Source organism: Clostridium sp. AF34-10BH (genome assembly GCF_003478095.1).
Classification (GTDB): Bacteria; Bacillota; Clostridia; order Lachnospirales; family Lachnospiraceae; genus Acetatifactor; species Acetatifactor acetigignens.
Window position 1 is genome coordinate 13,538 of record NZ_QUEC01000035.1, and the last position, 19,974, is coordinate 33,511.

Sequence of the window (19,974 nt, forward strand, 5' to 3'; positions counted from 1 at the left end):
TATGTGAGGAATGAGTGCATTAGTAGAGATCAAAGATGTGTGCAAGGTTTACAATCCCGGGGAAAATGAGGTGCGGGCATTGGATCATGTGAGCCTGACCATCGACGAACAGGAATTTGTGGCCATCATCGGACATTCCGGAAGCGGTAAGTCCACGCTGATGAATATGCTGGGATGCCTGGATGTGCCCACCAGTGGAGAATATTGGCTCCATGGACAGGATGTATCCGCATTGACAGACGATGAACTGTCGGATATCCGCAACCGGGAGATCGGCTTTATTTTCCAGGGATTCAATCTGATCCCCAATCTGACTGCGGTGGAAAATGTAGAACTGCCACTGATCTACCGGGGAGTATCCAGAAGTGTACGGCAGGAGCTTTCCAGAGAAGCACTGAAAAAGGTGGGACTGGAACACCGTATGGATCATAAGCCTTCGGAGATGTCGGGAGGACAACAGCAGAGAGTGGCCATTGCCCGAGCTATTGCCCAGGCACCACCGGTGATCCTGGCGGATGAACCTACCGGCAATCTGGACTCCAATTCCACAAAAGAGATCATGGATATTCTGAAAGGTTTACATAATGAGGGAAGAACAGTCATCCTGATCACCCATGACAATGATATTGCGGCACAGGCAAAACGGGTGATCAAGATCAAGGACGGCAAAGTGGAATCCGATTCCGGACAGATCGTTCCGGTGGAGGAGCTGCAGACAGCAGGAGCGTAGTGGAAAATAAATCTTTCACATGCAATGCCATGCCGCCGGTCACGGCTAACAAATTATGAAAAGATAAGAGTATGAATGAATATAGAAAGGATCATAAGTGAGGGATCATGGAACAGCAGGAAAAAACAGAACAGGCACTGAGTGCTAAAAAAGTCAAGGAAATGAAGAAAGCAGAAAAGAGAAAGCAAAAAGAAGCAAAAAAGGAACAGAAGGCAAAGAACCCAGGCAAAAAGCGTAAAAAAGCACCTGTTATTATTGCGGCTATCATAATTGTACTGATCGTGATACGCATGGTAAGCTGTGCGTTTTCCGGCAATGCTGGAGTGATGGTAAGCACCACTAATGCATTTCGCGGAGACATCGAAGAAAATGTCAGCACCAGCGGAAAAGTAGCCAGTGAGGAAAAGACCGTTTTATTTGCTCCGGTCAGCGGAAGATTAAGCGAGATCAATGTGGCAGCCGGAGATGCCGTCAAGGCAGGAGATGTCCTGATGACCTACGACATGGATCAGATGGAACAGCGCCTGCAGGAGGCGTCCTTACAGCAGGATAAGAGTAATGCTTCTTATAACAGTACTATGACAGAGAACAGCAAAAGTACAGCAAAACTGAATGAGGCCAATACCAATCTAGCAGTGTTGGATCAGCAGCTTACCGATTACAAGGCATATCTCAAGGAACTGCAGGATAAACTGAGTACGAGCCAGAGGGAGACCCAGAGACAGTTGTCTGAGGAGAGCTACGATCTGAGCAGAAAAGCGGCAGACCTAAACAAAGAACTGCAGGACGGTGTGACAGCAGAACGGGCCAAGGAAATCAATAAGGAATTACAGGATATCAGCAGCAGTCAGGCCAGAAATTCTTACGTGCAGTCTATTGCTAATTCCAGTGATTATGTAGTGAGTATGCAGAATGAGATCGCTACCGTGCAGGAGCATATTACGGAATGTGAAAATTACAAGGCCGAGATGCAGAGCCAGAAGGGCAGCAGTGAGGGAACGATCCTGAATGGCTATCAGTCGCAAGCCTATGCGGCAGATAAGGATCTGGCACAGCTGACCTATCAGGAGGCACAGGAACAGTACGATGCGGCGAAAAAAGGAATTGTTGCGGACTTTGACGGTATTGTAACGGAGTGTACCGGTGTCTCCGGAGCCAGCGTAACAGAAGGAGCACAGCTGATCACACTGGAGAGCAGCCAGAATGTGAAAGTTTCCTTTGATGCTTCCAAGTCCGATGTGGCAAAACTTGCCATCGGGCAGAAAGTAGATATTACCATCTCCGGCAATAAATACGAAGGCGAGATCAGTAAGATCAATCGTATGGCAACACTGAACGCATCCAATACGCCCATGGTAGGGGTAGAAGTACATCTGACTAACCCGGATGACAAGATCATCCTCGGACTGGATGCTAAGCTGACCGTACATACCAACAGTGCACAGGATACATTGTTGATCCCGGTAGAAGCGATCAATGCGGATAAAAATGGAGATTTCCTCTATGTGATCGAGAACGGCATGGTAGTCAAGAGGGCAATTACCTGCGGAATCTCCTCCGATGAATACACAGAGGTCCTGGATGGCATTACCGAGGAAGACCAGATCATAGTGAACAGCCTCACGGGTATCAGCCTGGAGGAGGGCATGGCAGTAACGGCTGTGCCCATGGAACAGTAGGAGGCGGATCCATGACACAAGTATGGGAATACATCAAAATTGCATTGATGAATATCCGCAGTAATAAAGGACGTTCGATCCTGACCATGCTGGGCATTATCATTGGTATTTCCTCCGTCATCATGATCATTTCCATCGGTAACGGCGTAAAAAGTGGTATCAACGGAGAATTGAATTCCATGGCGGGCGGCCAGATCGCAGTTTATAGCAACGATACCGCAGAAAACGGTACGGAAGTGATATTTACCGAAGAGGATATGGATGCCATTCAGGAGAAGGTCCCTAATGTCAAGGCGGTAACACCGTCCTGGAGTTTCAGCGGAAGCGCCACCGGCAGAAAGGGAACCTTTGATGCTGCTGCAACTTTCGGTAAGGCGGGACTGGAATATTCGAGCCAGGATCCGATCATCAAGGGACGTTATTTTACCGATTCGGATTATTATACGGCGAATAAGGTCTGTGTCATTACAGAGAGCAGCGCGAAAACGCTGTTTGGTAATACCAATGTGATCGGAATGAGTTTTGATTATACGTTGTATGGAGTGACACAGGAATTTACGATCGTTGGTATCCGTAAGGACAACGCATCGAAGCTGTTCGGAATGGGAGGAAACGGTACGGTGACCATGGAGGCACCTATCTCCACAATTTCTGAGGGGTATGGATTCTATGTGGATTACACGGACCTGCTGATCGTCAGTGATGGTGCGGACAATGCCTCTCAGGTGGCGAAGGATGTGGTGAGATTGTTGGAGAACCGCCACGGTGTCAGAGGACAGAACGCCATCTTAGTACAGAACTTTAATGATATTATGAGCCAGATGGATCAGATCTTAAGCTACATCACCATTTTTGTGGTATTTGTAGCAGCCATCTCCCTGCTGGTGGGTGGTATCGGCGTTATGAACATTATGCTGGTATCCGTGACAGAGCGTACCAGAGAGATCGGTATCCGGAAATCTCTGGGAGCCAGGACCGGATCCATCCTGTTACAGTTTCTGTCGGAATCCGCCATCATTACCCTGCTGGGCGGCCTGATCGGTATTCTGATCGGTGTGGCAGGAGCCTTTGGAATCTGCAGCCTGATTGGATTTACCGCAAAGGTGAGTGTGGGTACGGTGCTGGGAGCCAGTATGTTCTCCTCGGCTGTAGGTATTTTCTTTGGAATTTATCCGGCGAAAAAGGCAGCGAAATTAAGCCCTATCGAAGCATTACGGCATGAATAATATGCGATAAAAGTTAAATCATAATTAAATAAAATGCAAACTATAAGAACCGCAGGTCACAGATATTGGAATCCCTGCGGTTCTTTACTTGCTTTTTTATGGGAAAAAATTTATAATGTTCTCTATAGTATGCAATCCTATGCGCAGTCGCCGGATGGTGGGGATGGGATTGTAATAGCAAGTAACTATGCAGTCACATTATTATAAGGAAAGAACTCATTATGGTAGAATTGGATGTGAAGATTACATCGGGGGATTTATATGACTTTTTATTGCGGCACAGCTACAACAGTGTGTCCGGACTTCTGGGAGCGGTGATTGGAGCTTTGGGCGTGATCGTGGGCATCTCGAGACAGTACTGGATCTATCTGATTCTTGGCGTGGTGATTCTGTTATATCTCCCATGGACACTCTATATCAAGAGCAAACAGCAGGCAGTAAACAATCCGGTCTTCAAGGAACCGCTGCATTATGTGTTGGATGAGAACGGCATTACCATCTCCCAGGGGGACAGCTCCACCTGTCAGAAATGGGAGGATTGCTTGAAAGCGGTATCCACCGGACGCAGCATCATTGTGTATACGGCGAAAAATAATGCAACAATTTTTCCTAAAAGTCAGATGCAGGATAAGACAACGGACGTTATTGAAATGATTTCCACCCATATGCCGCCCACAAAAGTGAAGATCCGCAGCTAGATGCATGGATACAGCAGAAGAATAGAGCATGTGGTTACTTCGCCATATAAAACTGCTTATCTGTCTGTATGCAGGCATTCGCAGAACGCAGTTTTGCATGGCTCCGAATAGTTACGAATTATATAAAAAGTAACAGTAACTGCATAACCGTAACACGTAACATGTAACAATAGAAAGCGTAAGGAAAATGACAACAGGCGATTCAGCAGATAACAGAGAATGCAAAAAAGAGATCATAGAGACCCACAGTGCGGAAGAGACCTTTGCACTGGGACAGCGGATCGGCAGGGAAGCACTTCCCGGACAGGTCTACACGCTGATCGGTGATCTGGGAGTAGGCAAGACCGTATTTACCCAAGGTGTGGCAGATGGCCTCGGAATCACGGAGCCGGTGAACAGCCCGACCTTTACCATTGTGCAGATCTACGAGGAAGGACGTATGCCCTTTTACCATTTTGATGTCTATCGTATTGGCGATGTTGAGGAGATGGAGGAGATTGGCTATGAGGATTGTTTTTACGGGGAAGGACTTTGCCTGATCGAGTGGGCGAATCTGATCGAAGAGATCCTGCCGGAACATTACAGGCAGGTGACCATAGAAAAGGATCTGGAGAAAGGCTTTGATTACCGCCGGATCACGATTGAGGAGAGGACTACAGTATGAAAATATTAGCTTTGGACAGTTCCGGACTGGTGGCCAGCGCCGCCATCGTGGAGGATGACGTCCTGATCGCGGAATACACCACGGATTACAAGAAAACACATTCCCAGACATTATTACCCATGCTGGATGAGATCCGGCAGATGATCGATCTGGATCTGCATACCATTGATGCGATTGCCATTTCCGCAGGACCTGGTTCTTTTACCGGACTTCGGATCGGGGCGGCTACGGCAAAGGGACTGGGACTGGCACTGAACCTTCCGCTGGTAGAGGTCCCGACACTGGAGGGACTGGCTTTTAACCTCTGGGGAACGGACAAGCTGGTATGTCCCATCATGGATGCCAGAAGGAATCAGGTATATACCGGAATTTATGAGTTCTGTAAAGAGGAGATCCCGGAAAAGGAAAGCTCAGAACATCAACTTGTGATGCACAGTATCAAAGAGCAGTGCGCTATTGCCGTGGACGAGCTGGTGGAGGAATTAAACCGTCTGGGACGGGAAGTGATCTTCTTAGGAGACGGCGTTCCGGTCTACAGGGAACAGATCTTACAGAAACTGAAGGTTCCCTGCTCCTTTGCTCCGGCTGCAAATAATCGTCAGCGTGCTGCCAGTGTGGCTTCTCTGGGAGCTGTCTACTATGCACATGGCAGAACGGTGACCGCAGCGGAGCATGAACCCGAATACCTGCGTAAGAGCCAGGCAGAGCGGGAACGAGAGGAACAGGAGAAGGCTGCAAAAGAGGCACAGGCATGAAAATAGAAGTTCGTAAGTTACAGAATACGGATATCGAAGAACTGAGCCGGATCGAAGCTGCGTCCTTCAGCATGCCATGGTTGGCGGAAGATTTCAGAGGACTTCTGACGAGAGATTATTGCCTGTATGTCGTGGCGGAGGCAGACGGTCATATCGCGGGCTGCGCCGGGCTGACGGACAGTTTTCATGAGGGCAATATCGACAACGTGGTGACAGCACCGGAATATCGAAATCTGGGCATTGGCGGCAAAATGCTGGAAGAGTTGTTACGCCTCGGCAATGAGCGCGGGATCACAGCATATACGCTGGAAGTCAGAGTGAGCAATGCACCGGCCATCCACTTGTATGAGAAATTCGGTTTTGTCTCCGAGGGGATCCGCCCGAAATTTTATGAAAAACCGACAGAGGATGCCATGATCATGTGGCGCCGTTAACAAGTATTACCATCACTTTTCCGGCGGATTATCCATTATAATGATGCCAGGGTCAAAAGGTAACATTTACAGTCAGAAAGGTGGAAACAGGATGCGAAAAGAAGAAAACGGTAAATTACAGCAGGTAATCTGTAACGGCTGCGGCAAGGAGTTGAAGATAGAAAATGAAATCGTCCGTGAAGGATGTTTCGCCGCAGATGTGAGATTTGGCTATTTCAGCAGGAAAGACGGGCTCAGACACAAGTTTGACCTGTGCGAAGACTGCTATGACAAATGGATCCATACGTTTGCCGTTCCGGTGGAAGAAATGCCGGAGACAGAGCTTTTATAGACAGAAAGAACAAAAAGATGCTGCTTAGGCAAGATTGCGAGGAAAGATGTTAGACGTTTGCTTATTGGGAACCGGAGGAATGATGCCACTGCCTTACAGATGGCTGACCTCCCTGATGATGCGCTATAACGGGAAAAGTATTCTGATCGACTGCGGAGAGGGCACCCAGATTGCCATGAGGGAAAAAGGCTGGAGCCCGAACCCCATCGACATTATCTGCTTTACCCATTTTCACGCAGATCATATCAGCGGTCTTCCGGGAATGCTTCTGACCATGGGAAATGCAGAGCGCACGGAACCGCTGCTCCTGATCGGGCCCAGGGGACTTGCCAAAGTGGTGGCTTCTCTGCGGGTGATCGCACCGGAGCTTCCTTTTGAAGTAAAATGCATGGAGATCACGGAGAATGCCCAGACATTTTCTTTTGAAGGATTTCGTCTGGAAGCCTTCAAAGTGAACCACAATGTGCTCTGTTATGGGTACAGTATGGTGATTGACCGTGCGGGTCGATTTGATAAGGACAGAGCTTTGGAGCAGGAAATCCCCATGAAATTCTGGAGCCGTCTGCAAAAGGGGGAGACTCTGGAGGAAAACGGAAGAGTCTTCACTCCGGATATGGTACTGGGAGCGGAACGAAAGGGCCTGAAGGTGACCTACAGTACAGACACCCGTCCTACTGAAAGCATCCGTCAGAATGCCCAGGGAGCGGATCTGCTGATTCTGGAAGGAATGTATGGCGAACCCGACAAGCTGGTCAAAGCCAGAGAACATAAGCACATGACAATGTACGAAGCGGCGAAGATCGCAAAAGAAGTGGGGGCACCGAAACTGTGGCTGACACATTACAGCCCTTCTATGACGAGACCTGAGGAATTCATGGATGATGTCCGGAAGATTTTCCCCGCAGCTTATGCGGCAAAGGACGGCTGGACCATGGAATTGAACTTTGATGAAGGGAAGTAGGAAAATATGAAAAAAAACAACACGTCGATGACGAAAATTACGGTTTTTCTGATCTTCCTCATTGTCCTGGTAGTGGGATATTATTCGTATCTGTCGGGAAAAAGCAGGACAGAACAGCAGGAGGCCATTATGTCAGAGGTGGATACGGCACTCTCCAGAGATCTGACCAATAATTATCCTGCGACACCTAAGGAAGTAATCAGATATTACAATGATCTGATCAAATGCTTCTACAATGAAGACTGTACCACGGAGGAGCTTCAGGAACTGGGCAGGAAATCCCTTCAGCTGTTCGATGAGGAACTCCGGGCAAATAACGAAGAAGATACCTATCTGACCCGATTACAGGGAGAGGTTAAGAACTATAAGGACAATAAGAGAAAAATAACAAGTGTTTCTCTTGCGTCCAGCACCAATGTGGACTATTATACAGCAGACGGATATTCTTTTGCCCGGATTGCCTGTGGCTATGGCATGACGGAAAACGGAAAAAAGAGTTCCACCATGCTGGTATATCTGCTTCGCAGGGATGAAAACCGCAAATGGAGGATCTACGGCTGGGAGACGGCGGATCAGTTGAATGACAGTCTGGAACAGCAGGAGAATAATTAAAAGCAAAGTAGGCAGAAAAATGGCAGAGACAGAAAAACAAAAAGATATTTATATTCTGGGAATTGAGAGCTCCTGTGATGAGACAGCGGCTTCTGTGGTGAAAAACGGCAGGGAAGTGCTTTCCAACGTCATTTCCTCACAGATTGCATTACATACCCTGTACGGTGGTGTGGTGCCGGAAATCGCATCCCGCAAACATATCGAGAAGATCAATCAGGTCATTGAGCAGGCGCTTGCCGATGCCCATGTGACGCTGGAAGACATTACCGCCATTGCGGTGACCTATGGTCCCGGATTGGTGGGAGCACTTCTGGTGGGTGTATCTGAGGCAAAAGCAATCAGTTTTGCTACCGGAATTCCCCTGGTTGGAGTACATCATATTGAGGGACACATCAGTGCCAACTTCATTGAGAATAAAGAACTGGAGCCTCCTTTTATCTGTCTGGTGGCGTCCGGCGGCCACTCACATCTGGTGGTGGTCAAGGATTACGGTGAATATGAGATCATCGGACGGACCAGAGATGATGCGGCGGGAGAAGCTTTTGACAAGGTGGCTCGTGCCATCGGACTGGGATATCCCGGCGGTCCCAAGATTGACAAGGTGTCGAAGGAGGGCAATCCGGATGCCATCCACTTCCCCAGAGCAGCAGTGGCGGAGAATGAATATGATTTCAGCTTCAGCGGTCTGAAATCCGCAGTGCTGAACTATCTGAACGGATGCCAGATGAAGGGAGAAGAGATTAATCAGGCGGATGTGGCTGCTTCCTTCCAGAAAGCAGTCGTAGATGTGCTGGTGAGCCATTCCCTCCATGCAGTGAAGGCTTATGGACTGAATAAATTTGCCATTGCCGGCGGCGTGGCTTCGAATTCTTCCCTGCGGGCAGCGTTTGAGGAAGAATGCGGAAAACGTAACATAGCATTTTATCATCCCTCCCCCATTTTCTGTACCGATAATGCGGCGATGATCGGTGTGGCCGGCTATTACGAGTACATTAAGGGTGTCCGCAGCGGTTATGATCTGAATGCGGTGCCGAATTTAAAGCTGGGCGAGCGATAAGAACCGAAAAAAGACTTCAAGGAAAGACAGACACAATATGGTAGACAGAGTAGCACAGGACAGAAATGAGACAGAAGATTACAGCATGAAAAATGAGATGGAAAACGGACAGGAGCCTCAGGAGAATGGGGAAAAGCCCAGATGTACCGCTATTATCCTTGCGGCGGGCAGCGGAAGCCGCATGCAGTCGGCGGTGGCGAAGCAGTTTTTACCGTTAAAAGAAAAGCCACTGATCTGGTATGCCTTGCATGCGGTGGAGGAATCCCGGATCATTGATGACTGCATTCTGGTGACGGCAGAGCAGGATATTCCCTATGTCCGGGAAGAAATCGTGCAAAAATATCATTTTACCAAAGTAAATATTATTACTTCTGGAGGAGCGGAACGGTATCTGTCCGTGGGGAGAGCCTTACAGCTGATTGCTGACGGACGGTTGAAAGTACCCAATGAGCACGGATATGTGTTCATTCACGATGGAGCCAGACCTTTTCTGACAGAGAAGATATTAGAAGATACCTATGCAGCGGCCGTGCAATATCAGGCCTGTGTGGCGGCGGTACAGAGCAAGGATACGGTAAAGATCAGTGACGGAGAAGGCTTTGCCCTGTCCACTCCGGATCGAAGAACCGTCTGGAATATCCAGACACCGCAGGTATTTGAGACCAGCCTGATCCTGCAGGCATACGAGAGACTGAAAAATCGTCTTCCCAGGATGCAGGAACAGGGCATTCAGGTAACGGATGATGCCAGCGTGGTGGAACTGTTTACTGAGACAAGAGTGAAGCTGGTAGAGGCTTCTTATCAGAATATTAAGATCACAACGCCGGAAGATATGAAAACAGCCGAGGCATTTCTGGAGGATTAAATCCTCCGAAGATGTCCCGGCTGTTCCTTTGTGCATTTCTATCAAGAGATTGTTCTATTTTTCCCGCATGGCACTGGGGGTCACTCCGTATACCTTCTTGAAGGCACGCCGGAAAGTATTGGAATTATTATATCCCACAGCAATATACAGCTCATTCAGACTGATATCGGTCTCCTTGATCAGTCTTGCGGCCTCTGTCATGCGGATATTCTCCAGATAAGTGGAGAAGTTGACTCCGGTCTTTTCCTTGAACATATGGGAGAAATAGCTCTCTGAGATCTGGAATTCATCGGAGATCTTGTTAAGCCCTAAGGAAGGGTCCTTGTAATTTTCCTTAATATATTTCTCAATGGTGGCGGATAACGTATTGTCATCCTCCTTATTGCCGAAGAGATTACACAGGGATAAGGCAAGATCTTCGCACAATTTGAAGGTCAGGTGCTCATTGAAACGTTCATCCAGCACCTTTACAGCTTCGGAATCTGCATCCTGAGGCAGTGCAAATCTTGCTTTTAATAAAGTGTTACGGATATCTGACAGCAGGTATTTTAACAGGTTGACCGGCAGGGTACGTTCCTCGATATTTTCCTGGTGGATCAGATTGAACAGCTCCAGTACCTGCGGAGTATTGCCAGTGGAGATGAAATGGATCAGCTTCGTGGAGATCTCCGGCGGATAATAGAACACGTTGGAATCCTTTTTAATGAATTCATACGGGAAGAAAATGTAGTTCTTCGTGGTATAGCTGACAGCCTCGGAGGCCTGCTGGTAGCATTCCCATACGTTCATCAGGGAATCCGTATTGCGTCCGATACCTGCGAAAAGCCAGATGTCGTAAGTGTCCAGCAGATAATCATGCAGACGCAGGATGCAGTTGTTGATCTTCAGGATCAGATCCTTTTCTTCTTCCTCTGAGCAGTGCAGCAAAACGGAATAGGTACGGTCCGAGGGGCTGAAATAGAACAGCGGTGTACCGAAGAAATTCTCCAGTGCGGACTCGATGATCTTTTCCAGTTCTTCCATGGATTCCACGCCGCCGGGGAGAGTGATTTCTGTATTGTCTCCGAAATTATTATAGTAGACGATGTACAACACATTATAATAAGAAGAATCCGCAATACCCAGATAGTTTTCCATGTAGGTAACTTCATCCTCGGAAGTAGCAGTACCGGATAACAGCTGTCTCACATAGGAGGTACAGATGATCGGACGCTGACTGTCTACCACTTCCTGCAGATTTTTCTGTACTTCCACAGCGGTCTGCAATTCCTGCCCAAGCTCAATGATCGGGCGGACATTGCGGCGGGAGAAATAATAGACCAGACAGCCGCCTGTAAGCAATGCCAGCAGGGCAAAAAAGATGAAAAGCAGCTGGGTGCCACCCAATCCGGCGGTCGCCTTGTAGGGCGGGAAGCTGAAATAGTAAGAATAACTGGTGTTATCCGAAACGTATTTCCCCAAAGTAAAGTTCTGCCCATCGATCCGGACCTCTGCATAGCCCTTATTAAAGTCCAGAGAATCCAACATTTCTGCGGAAATGCTGTTCGGAGTATTTATCGTAAGCACGGTGGAGTCATCTTCCGCGGTCACCGCCAGGAAATTATCACCATCCATCTGAACACAGTCGAACAGATCCGCCATCTTATCCTGTTCGAAGATAAAGCAGACCTTCGCATTGGCATCCATATAATAGAGATCGTTCAGGTCGATGATATACATATAGTATTTTTCGCTGTAATTTGGCATGAACTGATCCATGGGAAGAAAGCGGTTCTCGTATTCCGGTTCCGTCATGTAGGATCGCCACATTTCTTTTTCGGTAGAAGGATACTTCTGGATCCAGCTATAGAACCGCTTTGCGGATATAAAATAAGTAGGATTCAATACATAGTCTGTCTCCGGAAAATAGACAAAGGACTCTTTTAACGGAAGAAGAGCTTCTGCATATACATTGGTAGCCAGAGAGTTCTGCAATTCATTTCCCATTTCCGTAAAAGGGTAATAGGTATTCTCATAATTCATGACTTTCCGGAAAGTGTCGTTCTGCAGAAGCTGTCTGCAATAGACTTCCATGATATTCAGATCGCTTTCAAACAGCTCTGCATTGCTGATCAGGGTTGTCTCGTTCTGCTGATCATAAGAATCACGCGCGTTATTTATCGTAGAACGGTATAAAAAGATGAACAAAACCAGAATGATCAGCAGGAAAATACTGTAAGAGGTTACCATTTTCAGCATTAATGTATTGTTGTGGCTTGTATAATTTGTATCATTAAGGGTGTCTTTTTTATTAAAAATCATTCATGATCACTCCCGTGTCTCAATTTTTTTAGATAATATACCGAATAAACCATGTATATTGTATCAGTTACTTACAAAGGAAGCAAGATGTAACCCCTTTCAAATTTAAAAATATCAAATGTAAGTGCTTTCAAAGAATGCAGTAAAATCAAGGGTTTGCAGATTCGGTGGTCAAAATTTGCACCCGAACGCAAAAATTGTAACTTGTTTTTCCAGGTGACGGATGGTAAGGTGAGGGCAAGTCAAGGGAATGACCCCATGACAAATCATGATTCCAAATTTTTAGGGAGGAAAGAAATGAAGAGAAAAGTATTATCCGTACTTTTAGCATCTGCTATGGTAGCTTCCTTAGCAGCATGCGGAAGCAGCAATGATGCTCCTGCAGCATCCACCGACAGCGCAGCAACTGGCAGCGCAGCAGCTTCTACCGAGGCAGCATCTACCGAAGCTTACAATCTGGAGGAGATTAACGTAGTAGTTAATGGTACTCTGACCGCAACCGTTGATAACGGCCAGGCTGAATTCGTTCAGCAGTGGGATGATGCAGTATCCGAAGCAATCGGTCATCCTATTAAGATGAACGTCCAGCAGTTAGACCATTCCGGTTATACCGATGCAGTAGGTCGTCTGTTCGCAGGCGGTGACTATCCTGATGTAATGATCATGAGTGCAGATATGTTCAAGCAGTATGCACCTACCGGTCTGCTGTGGGATATGTCCGAAGCATATGCAAACGCTAAATTCCAGTCTCACCTGATCCTGCCTGAGATCAACGAGAACCTGAAGGATGAGGAAGGTCATCTGTATGGTTTCGCTCCTACCTATGGTAATGGATGTGTTACCTACGTTAAGCAGGCATGGTTAGATGCAGTTGGCCTGAAGGCTGAAGACATCAAGACTTATGATGATTACTACAACATGCTGTTAAAGTTCCACAACGAAGATCCCGATGGCAACGGCGTAACCGGTGATACCTATGGTGTTATCGCAGCTGGTTTCGTTGGTAACGAGGCTCCTTATGTAAACTATCTGCCTGAGTTCTGGCAGGATTCTTATCCCGCAATCCTGCAGGATGAGAATGGTACCTGGTACGATGGATTCCAGACCGATGCTACCAAGGCAGCTCTGTTAAGATTACAGCAGGCTTACAAGGATGGCGCTATCGACCCTGAGACCCTGACCGCTTCTACCAAGATCGCTCGTGAGAAATGGTTCTCTAACGATCAGACCGGTTCTTCAGGTGTATTCACTTACTGGGCAGGTTCCTGGTATCAGACTCTGACCGATAACCTGATCAAGAACGGTGTTGATGAGAAGCTGGTTGAGCTGGCTCCTATCGCTGAGGTTGGTGCTTACCTGAACAGAGAAGCTCCTGTATGGGTTATCATTGATGACGGTGACGGAGACAATTCCCGTGAGCAGGCTATCTTCGATGCATTCATCGAGACCATGATGGATGGTGACAAGGTGCAGACACTGTGGACCTACGGTGCAGAGGATGTTCACTGGTCTACCAAGGCTGAAAGCTTCACCATCAATGCAGGTACTGACAAAGAGAAGTCTTACGAGTACGAAGATGGTCAGTTCCACTTAAAGCAGTCTCCTAACGATCCTAACTCCGTATGGAAGAAGAACGCTATGGATCCCGCTCTGGTTATCTGCTCTCTGGACAACGGCTTTAACGATATCTCCAGCCTGGCTGCAGAAGGTAACAAGTTCTTCACCGAGAACTGCAAGGATGCTCCTCAGTCTCCTACCTCTGAGACCTACACCAACGAGTCCGGTACCATCTATGATGCTAAGCTGGCAGCTATCACTTCTGTAGTAGTTGATGGCGGCGATGTAGATGCAGCTATGCAGACCTACGTTGACACTGTTGGCAGTATCATTGATCAGTGCTTAGCTGAACTGAATCAGTAATTGAGACCGTAATAGAGTAGCGGAAGCTGCAAAATATGATATAATTATCCTGTCCCATCGGGATACAAAGCCCATGGGACAGGATATTTTAGAGAGAAAAGAATGTGTGAGATGAAGTTGAAAGGAAGAGGGATGGTATGAGCAAGAAAAAGAAAATCACCACATCCACCGGCGTAGAAGTACGTCACAAGCCTTTGGGTCTCCGGATCTGGAATAACAGAGGCTATTATGTAATGTTCCTGCCTGTATTTATATTTATTTTGATCATGTATTACTGGCCCATGCTTGGTATTCGTTATGCATTCTACGATTACAAGCCCGTAGGTGCTCCTACTTTTGTGGGACTCAAGCACTTTTACAGTATGTTTAAGACCGATGCGTTCTGGAGTGCATTCAGGAACACATTGGAACTGAGTATCATGAAGTTATTGATCACGACCTTCACTGCGGTTATCGTATCAATCTTCTTAAATGAAATGGGAAATCTCTTTGCAAAGAAAACTTTGCAGACTATTATATATCTGCCCCACTTTATGTCATGGGCAGTAGTTGCATCTATCTTCAGCCTGTTCCTGTCTCCCTCCTCTACCGGTCTGGTAAACGGAATGCTGCGTGACTGGGGCATCCTGGCACCGGATGCCAAGGGAATTTATTTCCTGGCAAGCACTGCATGGTGGAGACCGATCTTCTACATTATCAATATCTGGAAAGAGACCGGTTGGGGAACCATTATCTTCCTGGCTACTCTGGCAGGTATCAACCCGGAGCTGTATGAAGCAGCTGATATCGACGGTGCAACCCGTATGCAGAAGATGCGTTTCGTAACGCTGCCTGCACTGTCCAATACTATTATCACTGTATTGATCCTGAACCTTGCTAAGGTTATGAATATGTTCGAGTCCGTATTCGTATTGTACAACAATGCGGTATACAGCGTATCTGATGTTATTTCTACTTATATTTATCGTCAGACATTCGCAATCGCTCTGCCGAACTATGGTTACTCTACAGCAGTTGGTCTCTTCAAGTCCCTGGTTGGCTGTGTACTGGTACTGATATGTAACTGGGCTAGTAAGAAGACCCGTGGCCGTGGCATTGTATAGGAGGTGTTAAACGTGGCAAAGACAGCTTATCGTAAACCTAAGAAAAAGGTTCATGTATTCGATATTGTAAACTACATCGTATTTATTCTCATCGGCCTCCTGGTTCTGGTACCTATCTGGAAGGTAGTAGTAGACTCCTTCAATGCTGTGGGTGTATACCAGTTCAGACTGTGGCCGGAGGATTTTACCTTAGATGGCTATAAGACCATCATTCATACCCAGAGACTTTACAGACCGTTCATCAACTCCGTGATCACAACCGTGCTCGGTACGTTCCTTGGTCTGCTCCTGTCCACCCTGGGTGGCTATGTACTGATCCAGTTTGATATGCCCGGACGTAACTTCTTCGCATATTTCCTTCTGTTTACCATGATCTTCTCCGGTGGTATGATCCCCGAGTACCTGGTAATGAAGCAGTTACACCTGGTTAACAGCATGTGGATCCTGGTGGTAAAGCACGGTATGAACGTGTACAACCTGGTACTGATGCGTAACTTCTTCGAAGGAATACCTGCCAGCCTGTTCGAGGCGGCCGAGATCGACGGATGTTCCCCTATGGGAATCTTCTTCAAGATCGTGCTTCCTCTGTCCAAAGCAGCTCTGGCTTCCATCGGCCTGATGTTCGCAGTAACCGTATGGAATGACTATTCTACCGTTAAGATCTATATTACCAATCCTGATCAGGTTAACTTCCAGTATCAGTTACGTAATATGATCATGGATGGTGATACCCCTACCACGCAGTATTCAGTATCACAGAACACTCTGTTCTATGCAGCGATCGTATGTGCAATCCTTCCTTTCATGGCACTGTATCCTTTCCTGCAGAAATACTTCGTAAAGGGTGTTAATATCGGCGCTGTTAAGGAGTGATTTTCTTCTCACACGTACTTAGACTTAGACAAGGGAAACTTCGGTTTCCCTTGTGTTGTATCTGCGGGCAAATTCCGCAAGAAAAGATGCGCAGGGGAAGCGCAGAAATGAGGGCAGAAATGAACAGAATTTTTTGGGCTGCAGATTCCACGGTCCAGACCAATGATTTCACAACATATCCACAGACGGGCATTGGCCAGGTATTTCCTTTATTTGTTAAAAATGAGTATCAGATAGTAAACCATGCCAAGAACGGCAGGAGCACCAAAAGCTTTATGGACGAGGGGAGACTGAAAGCCATAGAGGAGAAAATTGGTGCAGGAGATTTCCTGTTTATCCAGTTTGGACACAATGACGAGAAAAAAGAGGATCCCACCAGATATACAGAGCCTTTTTCCACTTACATGGAGAATCTTGAAACCTTTATCCGTGTGGCAAAAGATCATAGCGCTTATCCGGTGCTGATCACTCCCTTAGAGCGCAGATGCTTTATGGATGAGAAACACTTGGGGATCGGAGCACATTCCGATTATGTGGCTGCTATGAAGCAGACCGCGGAGAAAAATAATGTTCCTCTGGTGGATCTCTACAGCATGAGCCGTATGGAATTAAAAAAAGCCGGAGAGAAGAACAGCAGAAGATGGTACATGTTCTTCCCGGAGGGGGAGTACAAGAATCATCCGGAGAAATCCGAGGACAATACGCATTTGCGTTATGATGGTGCCGTGAATTTTGCTTCTCTGATCGCCAGAGGGTTAAAAGAGATCGGTGGAATCTACGCAGAGATGCTGTTGGATGATCTGAAACTGTAATCCGGCAGATAATTAAGAAAAATACAGAAGTCCGTTTCACAGACAAATTTTGTCAGTGAAACGGGCTTTTTTGTATCTTGATACAAGAACCCCATTTTTTTATAATGTTGCTATCATTATGACAGACAGAGGGAGAAGAGCATGAACCCATTTCAGTTAAGTAGAAACACTACCTTACTTTCGGATGCTGTAACAGAAAAAGCCGTAGAATTTGCCTGTGAGCGGTTTCGGAGAGACATGGAAAAGACTTTGACTGACATAGTCAAGAATAGAAACAGGATCATTTTGTGCAAAAAAGATCTGAAACCGGAACAATATGAGCTGGAAGTGACAGAACAGGAGATTACGATCTACGGAGCGGATGCCCGTTCCTTTATCTATGCATTAAATTACCTTAGTGAAACCTACCTTGGAGTGCTGCCATTCTGGTTCTGGAATGATCAGAAGATGGAAGTGAAATCTTATGTAGAGATTCCTTGCGGTACATACCATTCAGAGGCGGACAGGATCCGGTACCGCGGCTGGTTCATTAATGATGAAGTACTGATCAGCCATTGGACAGCCGGCGTATCAAAAGACTATCCATGGGAAATGGTGTTTGAAGCGCTGCTTCGCTGCGGCGGTAATCTGGTGATTCCCGGAACAGATAAAAATTCCAGAATCTATGCGCCTATTGCGTCGGATATGGGGCTGATGATCACACATCACCATGCGGAGCCGCTGGGAGCGGAAATGTTCCTGCGGGCTTACCCGGATCTGGAACCTTCGTATTTGAAACATAAAGATTTGTTTGAAGGATTATGGAAAGACGCCATCGGACGGCAAAAGGACGAGGAAGTCATCTGGAATATTGGCTTCCGGGGACAGGGCGATGTACCGTTCTGGGAAAATGATTCCGCTTTTGACACACCTGAAAAACGTGGAGAGCTAATCAGCAATATTATGAAGAAGCAATATGCCATGGTCAGAGAGCAGATTCCGGACGCAGTGTTCTGCACAAATCTGTACGGTGAAATTCTGGAATTATATCGGGAGGGCTGCCTGCAGATCCCGGAGGATGTGATCCTGATCTGGGCGGACAACGGTTACGGCAAGATGGTATCCAGACGTCAAGGCAATCATAACCCCAGAGTGTCAGCGTTGCCGGAGGAAGGAGATAAGGGACGGCATGGCACCTATTATCATGTATCCTTCTATGATTTACAGGCGGCCAACCATATTACCATGCTGCCTAATTCCATGGAGTTCGTGGAAAAAGAGCTTACGGATGCTATGAGGCATGGAATTACGGACCTGTGGCTTGTCAATGCATCCAATATCAAGCCGCATGTATATCCTCTTTCTTTTATTGCCAATCTGTGGAAACAGGATGCTCTGTCGGCAGAAGAGCATAGAAAGCGTTATGTCACCGAATACTATGGGGCGGAGAATGATACTGCGCAGCTTTCCATTATGGAAGACTGCATTCGCGATTATCCGAGGGCTATGTTACCCTTTGGAGAGAAAGAGGATGAGCATGCCGGAGAACAATTCTATAATTATGTTGTGAGGGATTTTATCTATAGCTGGATGAAGAACGGAGCTGCAGAACCGGTGGAAGAACTGTTCTGGTGTATTCATAAGGATACTTTTGCTGCACAGATGGAATGGTTTACAGGAAAATGTCTGCAGACGGGAAAACAGCTTGAGGGTCTGTATGAGTGCGGCCTTACCGTTGGGGAAAATGAATTATGGAAAGATTCCGTATTGCTGCAGGTGAAAATCCACCGGAATTGTCTACAGGGAGCTATCTTATTTACAGAAGCATTTGCAACATATGAACGGAAGGAATATAAGAAGGCCTTCTTCCTGTTGGGTAATGCTGCAGAAGCATTTGAAGCGGCGGACAGCGCCATGAGGGACCGGGAACACGGAAAATGGAAAGACTTTTATGCCAATGATTGCCTGACGGATGTGAAGGAGACAGCTTACTGCCTGAAACGCCTGATGGGCTATATGAGAAATCTGGGAGACGGGCCGGATTTTTACAAGTGGCAGAGAGAAGTGACCTACTCTGAGAATGACTGCAAAGTGGTTCTGATCACTAATATGGAAAATCATATGACGGACTGGGAGTTGTATCTTGCAGGGAAAAGCAGACAGTGGTAAAAAGCAAATAGTAGGAATATTTGTAACAATTACATGATAACAGACACAATTCATAGAAAAAACTGTATTCAGCAAAAAGAGGAAAAGCCCAAAAACGTGATAAAATGGGCTTTTTCTCATCTTAAAAAAATAAAATAAAAATTGTGTAAAAATGTGTTGACAATAGCAGACCTTTTTGTTAGAATAGCTTTTGTCGTCAGGTGAGCAACACAGATGACAAAGACTTAAGACACACATTCGGAGAGATATCGAAGTGGTCATAACGAGGCGGTCTTGAAAACCGTTTGTCCGAAAGGGCGCGTGGGTTCGAATCCCACTCTCTCCGCTAGGCATTCGTGCCGCCGATAATTATATAGATTATTAGAATCAACTATCTGGAGAAGTACCCAAGAGGTTGAAGGGACACCCCTGGAAAGGGTGCAGGTCGTTAATAGCGGCGCGAGGGTTCAAATCCCTCCTTCTCCGTTGGCTGTTGTAAAAAAGTCAAAAAACTTGAAAAAAGTTGTTGACAAACAGAAATGGTTATGATAAACTATCAAAGCTGTCGCTGAAAACAACGGCAAAGCAACACAGCTCTTGCGAAGCAAGAGGTTATGATCTTTGACAAATAAACAGTAATGCAACCCTGAAAATTCCAAGATTTTCAGAGAAATTCAAGAACAAGCAAGTTGATCGAAAGATTGACAAGCTACCCGAATTAACAGTAAACAATGCCAGATAAACTGGTAGGACACAAACACCATTTTAACATGAGAGTTTGATCCTGGCTCAGGATGAACGCTGGCGGCGTGCCTAACACATGCAA

At 46.7% G+C, this 19,974-nt stretch carries 18 protein-coding genes, 2 tRNA genes and 1 rRNA gene (1 of these 21 running past the window's edge); 20 read left to right on the forward strand and 1 reads right to left on the reverse strand.

Features of this window, described 5'->3' with window-relative positions:
* Positions 1-10 precede the first annotated feature (10 nt).
* The 12 genes from DWZ61_RS17275 to ispD all read left to right on the forward strand — a co-directional run bounded on the left by DWZ61_RS17275 (position 11) and on the right by ispD (position 10,012).
* Positions 11-730, forward strand: coding sequence for an ABC transporter ATP-binding protein (locus tag DWZ61_RS17275; protein ID WP_022313089.1), 720 nt, complete (start codon positions 11-13; stop codon positions 728-730).
* A 107-nt stretch (positions 731-837) separates the two neighbouring features.
* On the forward strand, positions 838-2,409 hold the full coding sequence (locus DWZ61_RS17280; RefSeq protein WP_118539863.1) for an efflux RND transporter periplasmic adaptor subunit: 1,572 nt from the start codon (positions 838-840) through the stop codon (positions 2,407-2,409).
* 11 nt (positions 2,410-2,420) lie between these two features.
* Positions 2,421-3,635 carry an ABC transporter permease gene (locus DWZ61_RS17285; RefSeq protein ID WP_118539864.1) on the forward strand — a complete coding sequence of 405 codons (1,215 nt, stop codon included), beginning with the start codon at positions 2,421-2,423 and terminating at the stop codon, positions 3,633-3,635.
* A 221-nt stretch (positions 3,636-3,856) separates the two neighbouring features.
* Positions 3,857-4,333 (forward strand): YcxB family protein, encoded by a 477-nt coding sequence (locus DWZ61_RS17290; protein ID WP_022313092.1) that lies wholly within the window; start codon positions 3,857-3,859, stop codon positions 4,331-4,333.
* 187 nt (positions 4,334-4,520) lie between these two features.
* Complete coding sequence (gene tsaE / locus DWZ61_RS17295; RefSeq protein WP_022312444.1) at positions 4,521-4,997, forward strand: tRNA (adenosine(37)-N6)-threonylcarbamoyltransferase complex ATPase subunit type 1 TsaE; 477 nt, start codon at positions 4,521-4,523, stop codon at positions 4,995-4,997.
* Complete coding sequence (gene tsaB / locus DWZ61_RS17300; protein WP_118539865.1) at positions 4,994-5,752, forward strand: tRNA (adenosine(37)-N6)-threonylcarbamoyltransferase complex dimerization subunit type 1 TsaB; 759 nt, start codon at positions 4,994-4,996, stop codon at positions 5,750-5,752. Before tsaE ends, tsaB begins: the two co-directional genes overlap by 4 nt.
* Positions 5,749-6,186, forward strand: coding sequence for a ribosomal protein S18-alanine N-acetyltransferase (gene rimI / locus DWZ61_RS17305; RefSeq protein ID WP_022312446.1), 438 nt, complete (start codon positions 5,749-5,751; stop codon positions 6,184-6,186). The genes tsaB and rimI overlap by 4 nt, the downstream gene beginning before the upstream one ends.
* A 91-nt stretch (positions 6,187-6,277) precedes the next feature.
* Positions 6,278-6,517: a hypothetical protein gene (locus DWZ61_RS17310; RefSeq protein WP_118505389.1), complete on the forward strand. Its 240-nt coding sequence runs from the start codon at positions 6,278-6,280 to the stop codon at positions 6,515-6,517.
* Positions 6,518-6,563: 46 nt separating this feature from the next.
* Positions 6,564-7,478: a ribonuclease Z gene (locus tag DWZ61_RS17315; protein WP_117467048.1), complete on the forward strand. Its 915-nt coding sequence runs from the start codon at positions 6,564-6,566 to the stop codon at positions 7,476-7,478.
* A gap of 6 nt (positions 7,479-7,484) precedes the next feature.
* A complete protein-coding gene (locus DWZ61_RS17320) occupies positions 7,485-8,090 on the forward strand; it encodes a DUF6715 family protein (protein ID WP_022312449.1) in 606 nt (201 codons plus the stop codon).
* Between the two features lie 19 nt (positions 8,091-8,109).
* Positions 8,110-9,147 (forward strand): tRNA (adenosine(37)-N6)-threonylcarbamoyltransferase complex transferase subunit TsaD, encoded by a 1,038-nt coding sequence (gene tsaD / locus DWZ61_RS17325; RefSeq protein ID WP_022312450.1) that lies wholly within the window; start codon positions 8,110-8,112, stop codon positions 9,145-9,147.
* A 37-nt stretch (positions 9,148-9,184) separates the two neighbouring features.
* Positions 9,185-10,012: a 2-C-methyl-D-erythritol 4-phosphate cytidylyltransferase gene (gene ispD / locus DWZ61_RS17330; protein WP_317239306.1), complete on the forward strand. Its 828-nt coding sequence runs from the start codon at positions 9,185-9,187 to the stop codon at positions 10,010-10,012.
* A 54-nt stretch (positions 10,013-10,066) separates the two neighbouring features.
* Here ispD and DWZ61_RS17335 read toward each other — a convergent pair whose 3' ends face one another.
* On the reverse strand, positions 10,067-12,313 hold the full coding sequence (locus DWZ61_RS17335; RefSeq protein ID WP_117467052.1) for a helix-turn-helix domain-containing protein: 2,247 nt from the start codon (positions 12,311-12,313) through the stop codon (positions 10,067-10,069).
* Positions 12,314-12,610: 297 nt separating this feature from the next.
* On the opposite strand from DWZ61_RS17335, the gene DWZ61_RS17340 reads away from it, so the two are divergent.
* From DWZ61_RS17340 to DWZ61_RS17375, 8 genes are all read left to right on the forward strand, one after another.
* Positions 12,611-14,233, forward strand: coding sequence for an ABC transporter substrate-binding protein (locus DWZ61_RS17340; protein ID WP_117467053.1), 1,623 nt, complete (start codon positions 12,611-12,613; stop codon positions 14,231-14,233).
* Positions 14,234-14,370: 137 nt separating this feature from the next.
* Positions 14,371-15,336: an ABC transporter permease subunit gene (locus DWZ61_RS17345; RefSeq protein ID WP_118505391.1), complete on the forward strand. Its 966-nt coding sequence runs from the start codon at positions 14,371-14,373 to the stop codon at positions 15,334-15,336.
* A gap of 12 nt (positions 15,337-15,348) precedes the next feature.
* Positions 15,349-16,209 (forward strand): carbohydrate ABC transporter permease, encoded by an 861-nt coding sequence (locus DWZ61_RS17350; protein ID WP_117467057.1) that lies wholly within the window; start codon positions 15,349-15,351, stop codon positions 16,207-16,209.
* A gap of 119 nt (positions 16,210-16,328) precedes the next feature.
* Positions 16,329-17,021, forward strand: a complete 693-nt coding sequence (locus DWZ61_RS17355) for a rhamnogalacturonan acetylesterase (protein ID WP_118539868.1) — start codon at positions 16,329-16,331, stop codon at positions 17,019-17,021.
* Positions 17,022-17,162: 141 nt separating this feature from the next.
* Positions 17,163-19,169 carry a glycosyl hydrolase 115 family protein gene (locus tag DWZ61_RS17360; protein WP_118539866.1) on the forward strand — a complete coding sequence of 669 codons (2,007 nt, stop codon included), beginning with the start codon at positions 17,163-17,165 and terminating at the stop codon, positions 19,167-19,169.
* Positions 19,170-19,408: 239 nt separating this feature from the next.
* Positions 19,409-19,494, forward strand: a tRNA-Ser gene (locus DWZ61_RS17365).
* A 51-nt stretch (positions 19,495-19,545) separates the two neighbouring features.
* Positions 19,546-19,634, forward strand: a tRNA-Ser gene (locus DWZ61_RS17370).
* A gap of 280 nt (positions 19,635-19,914) precedes the next feature.
* Positions 19,915-19,974, forward strand: a 16S ribosomal RNA gene (locus tag DWZ61_RS17375); it runs 1,509 nt beyond the window's last position.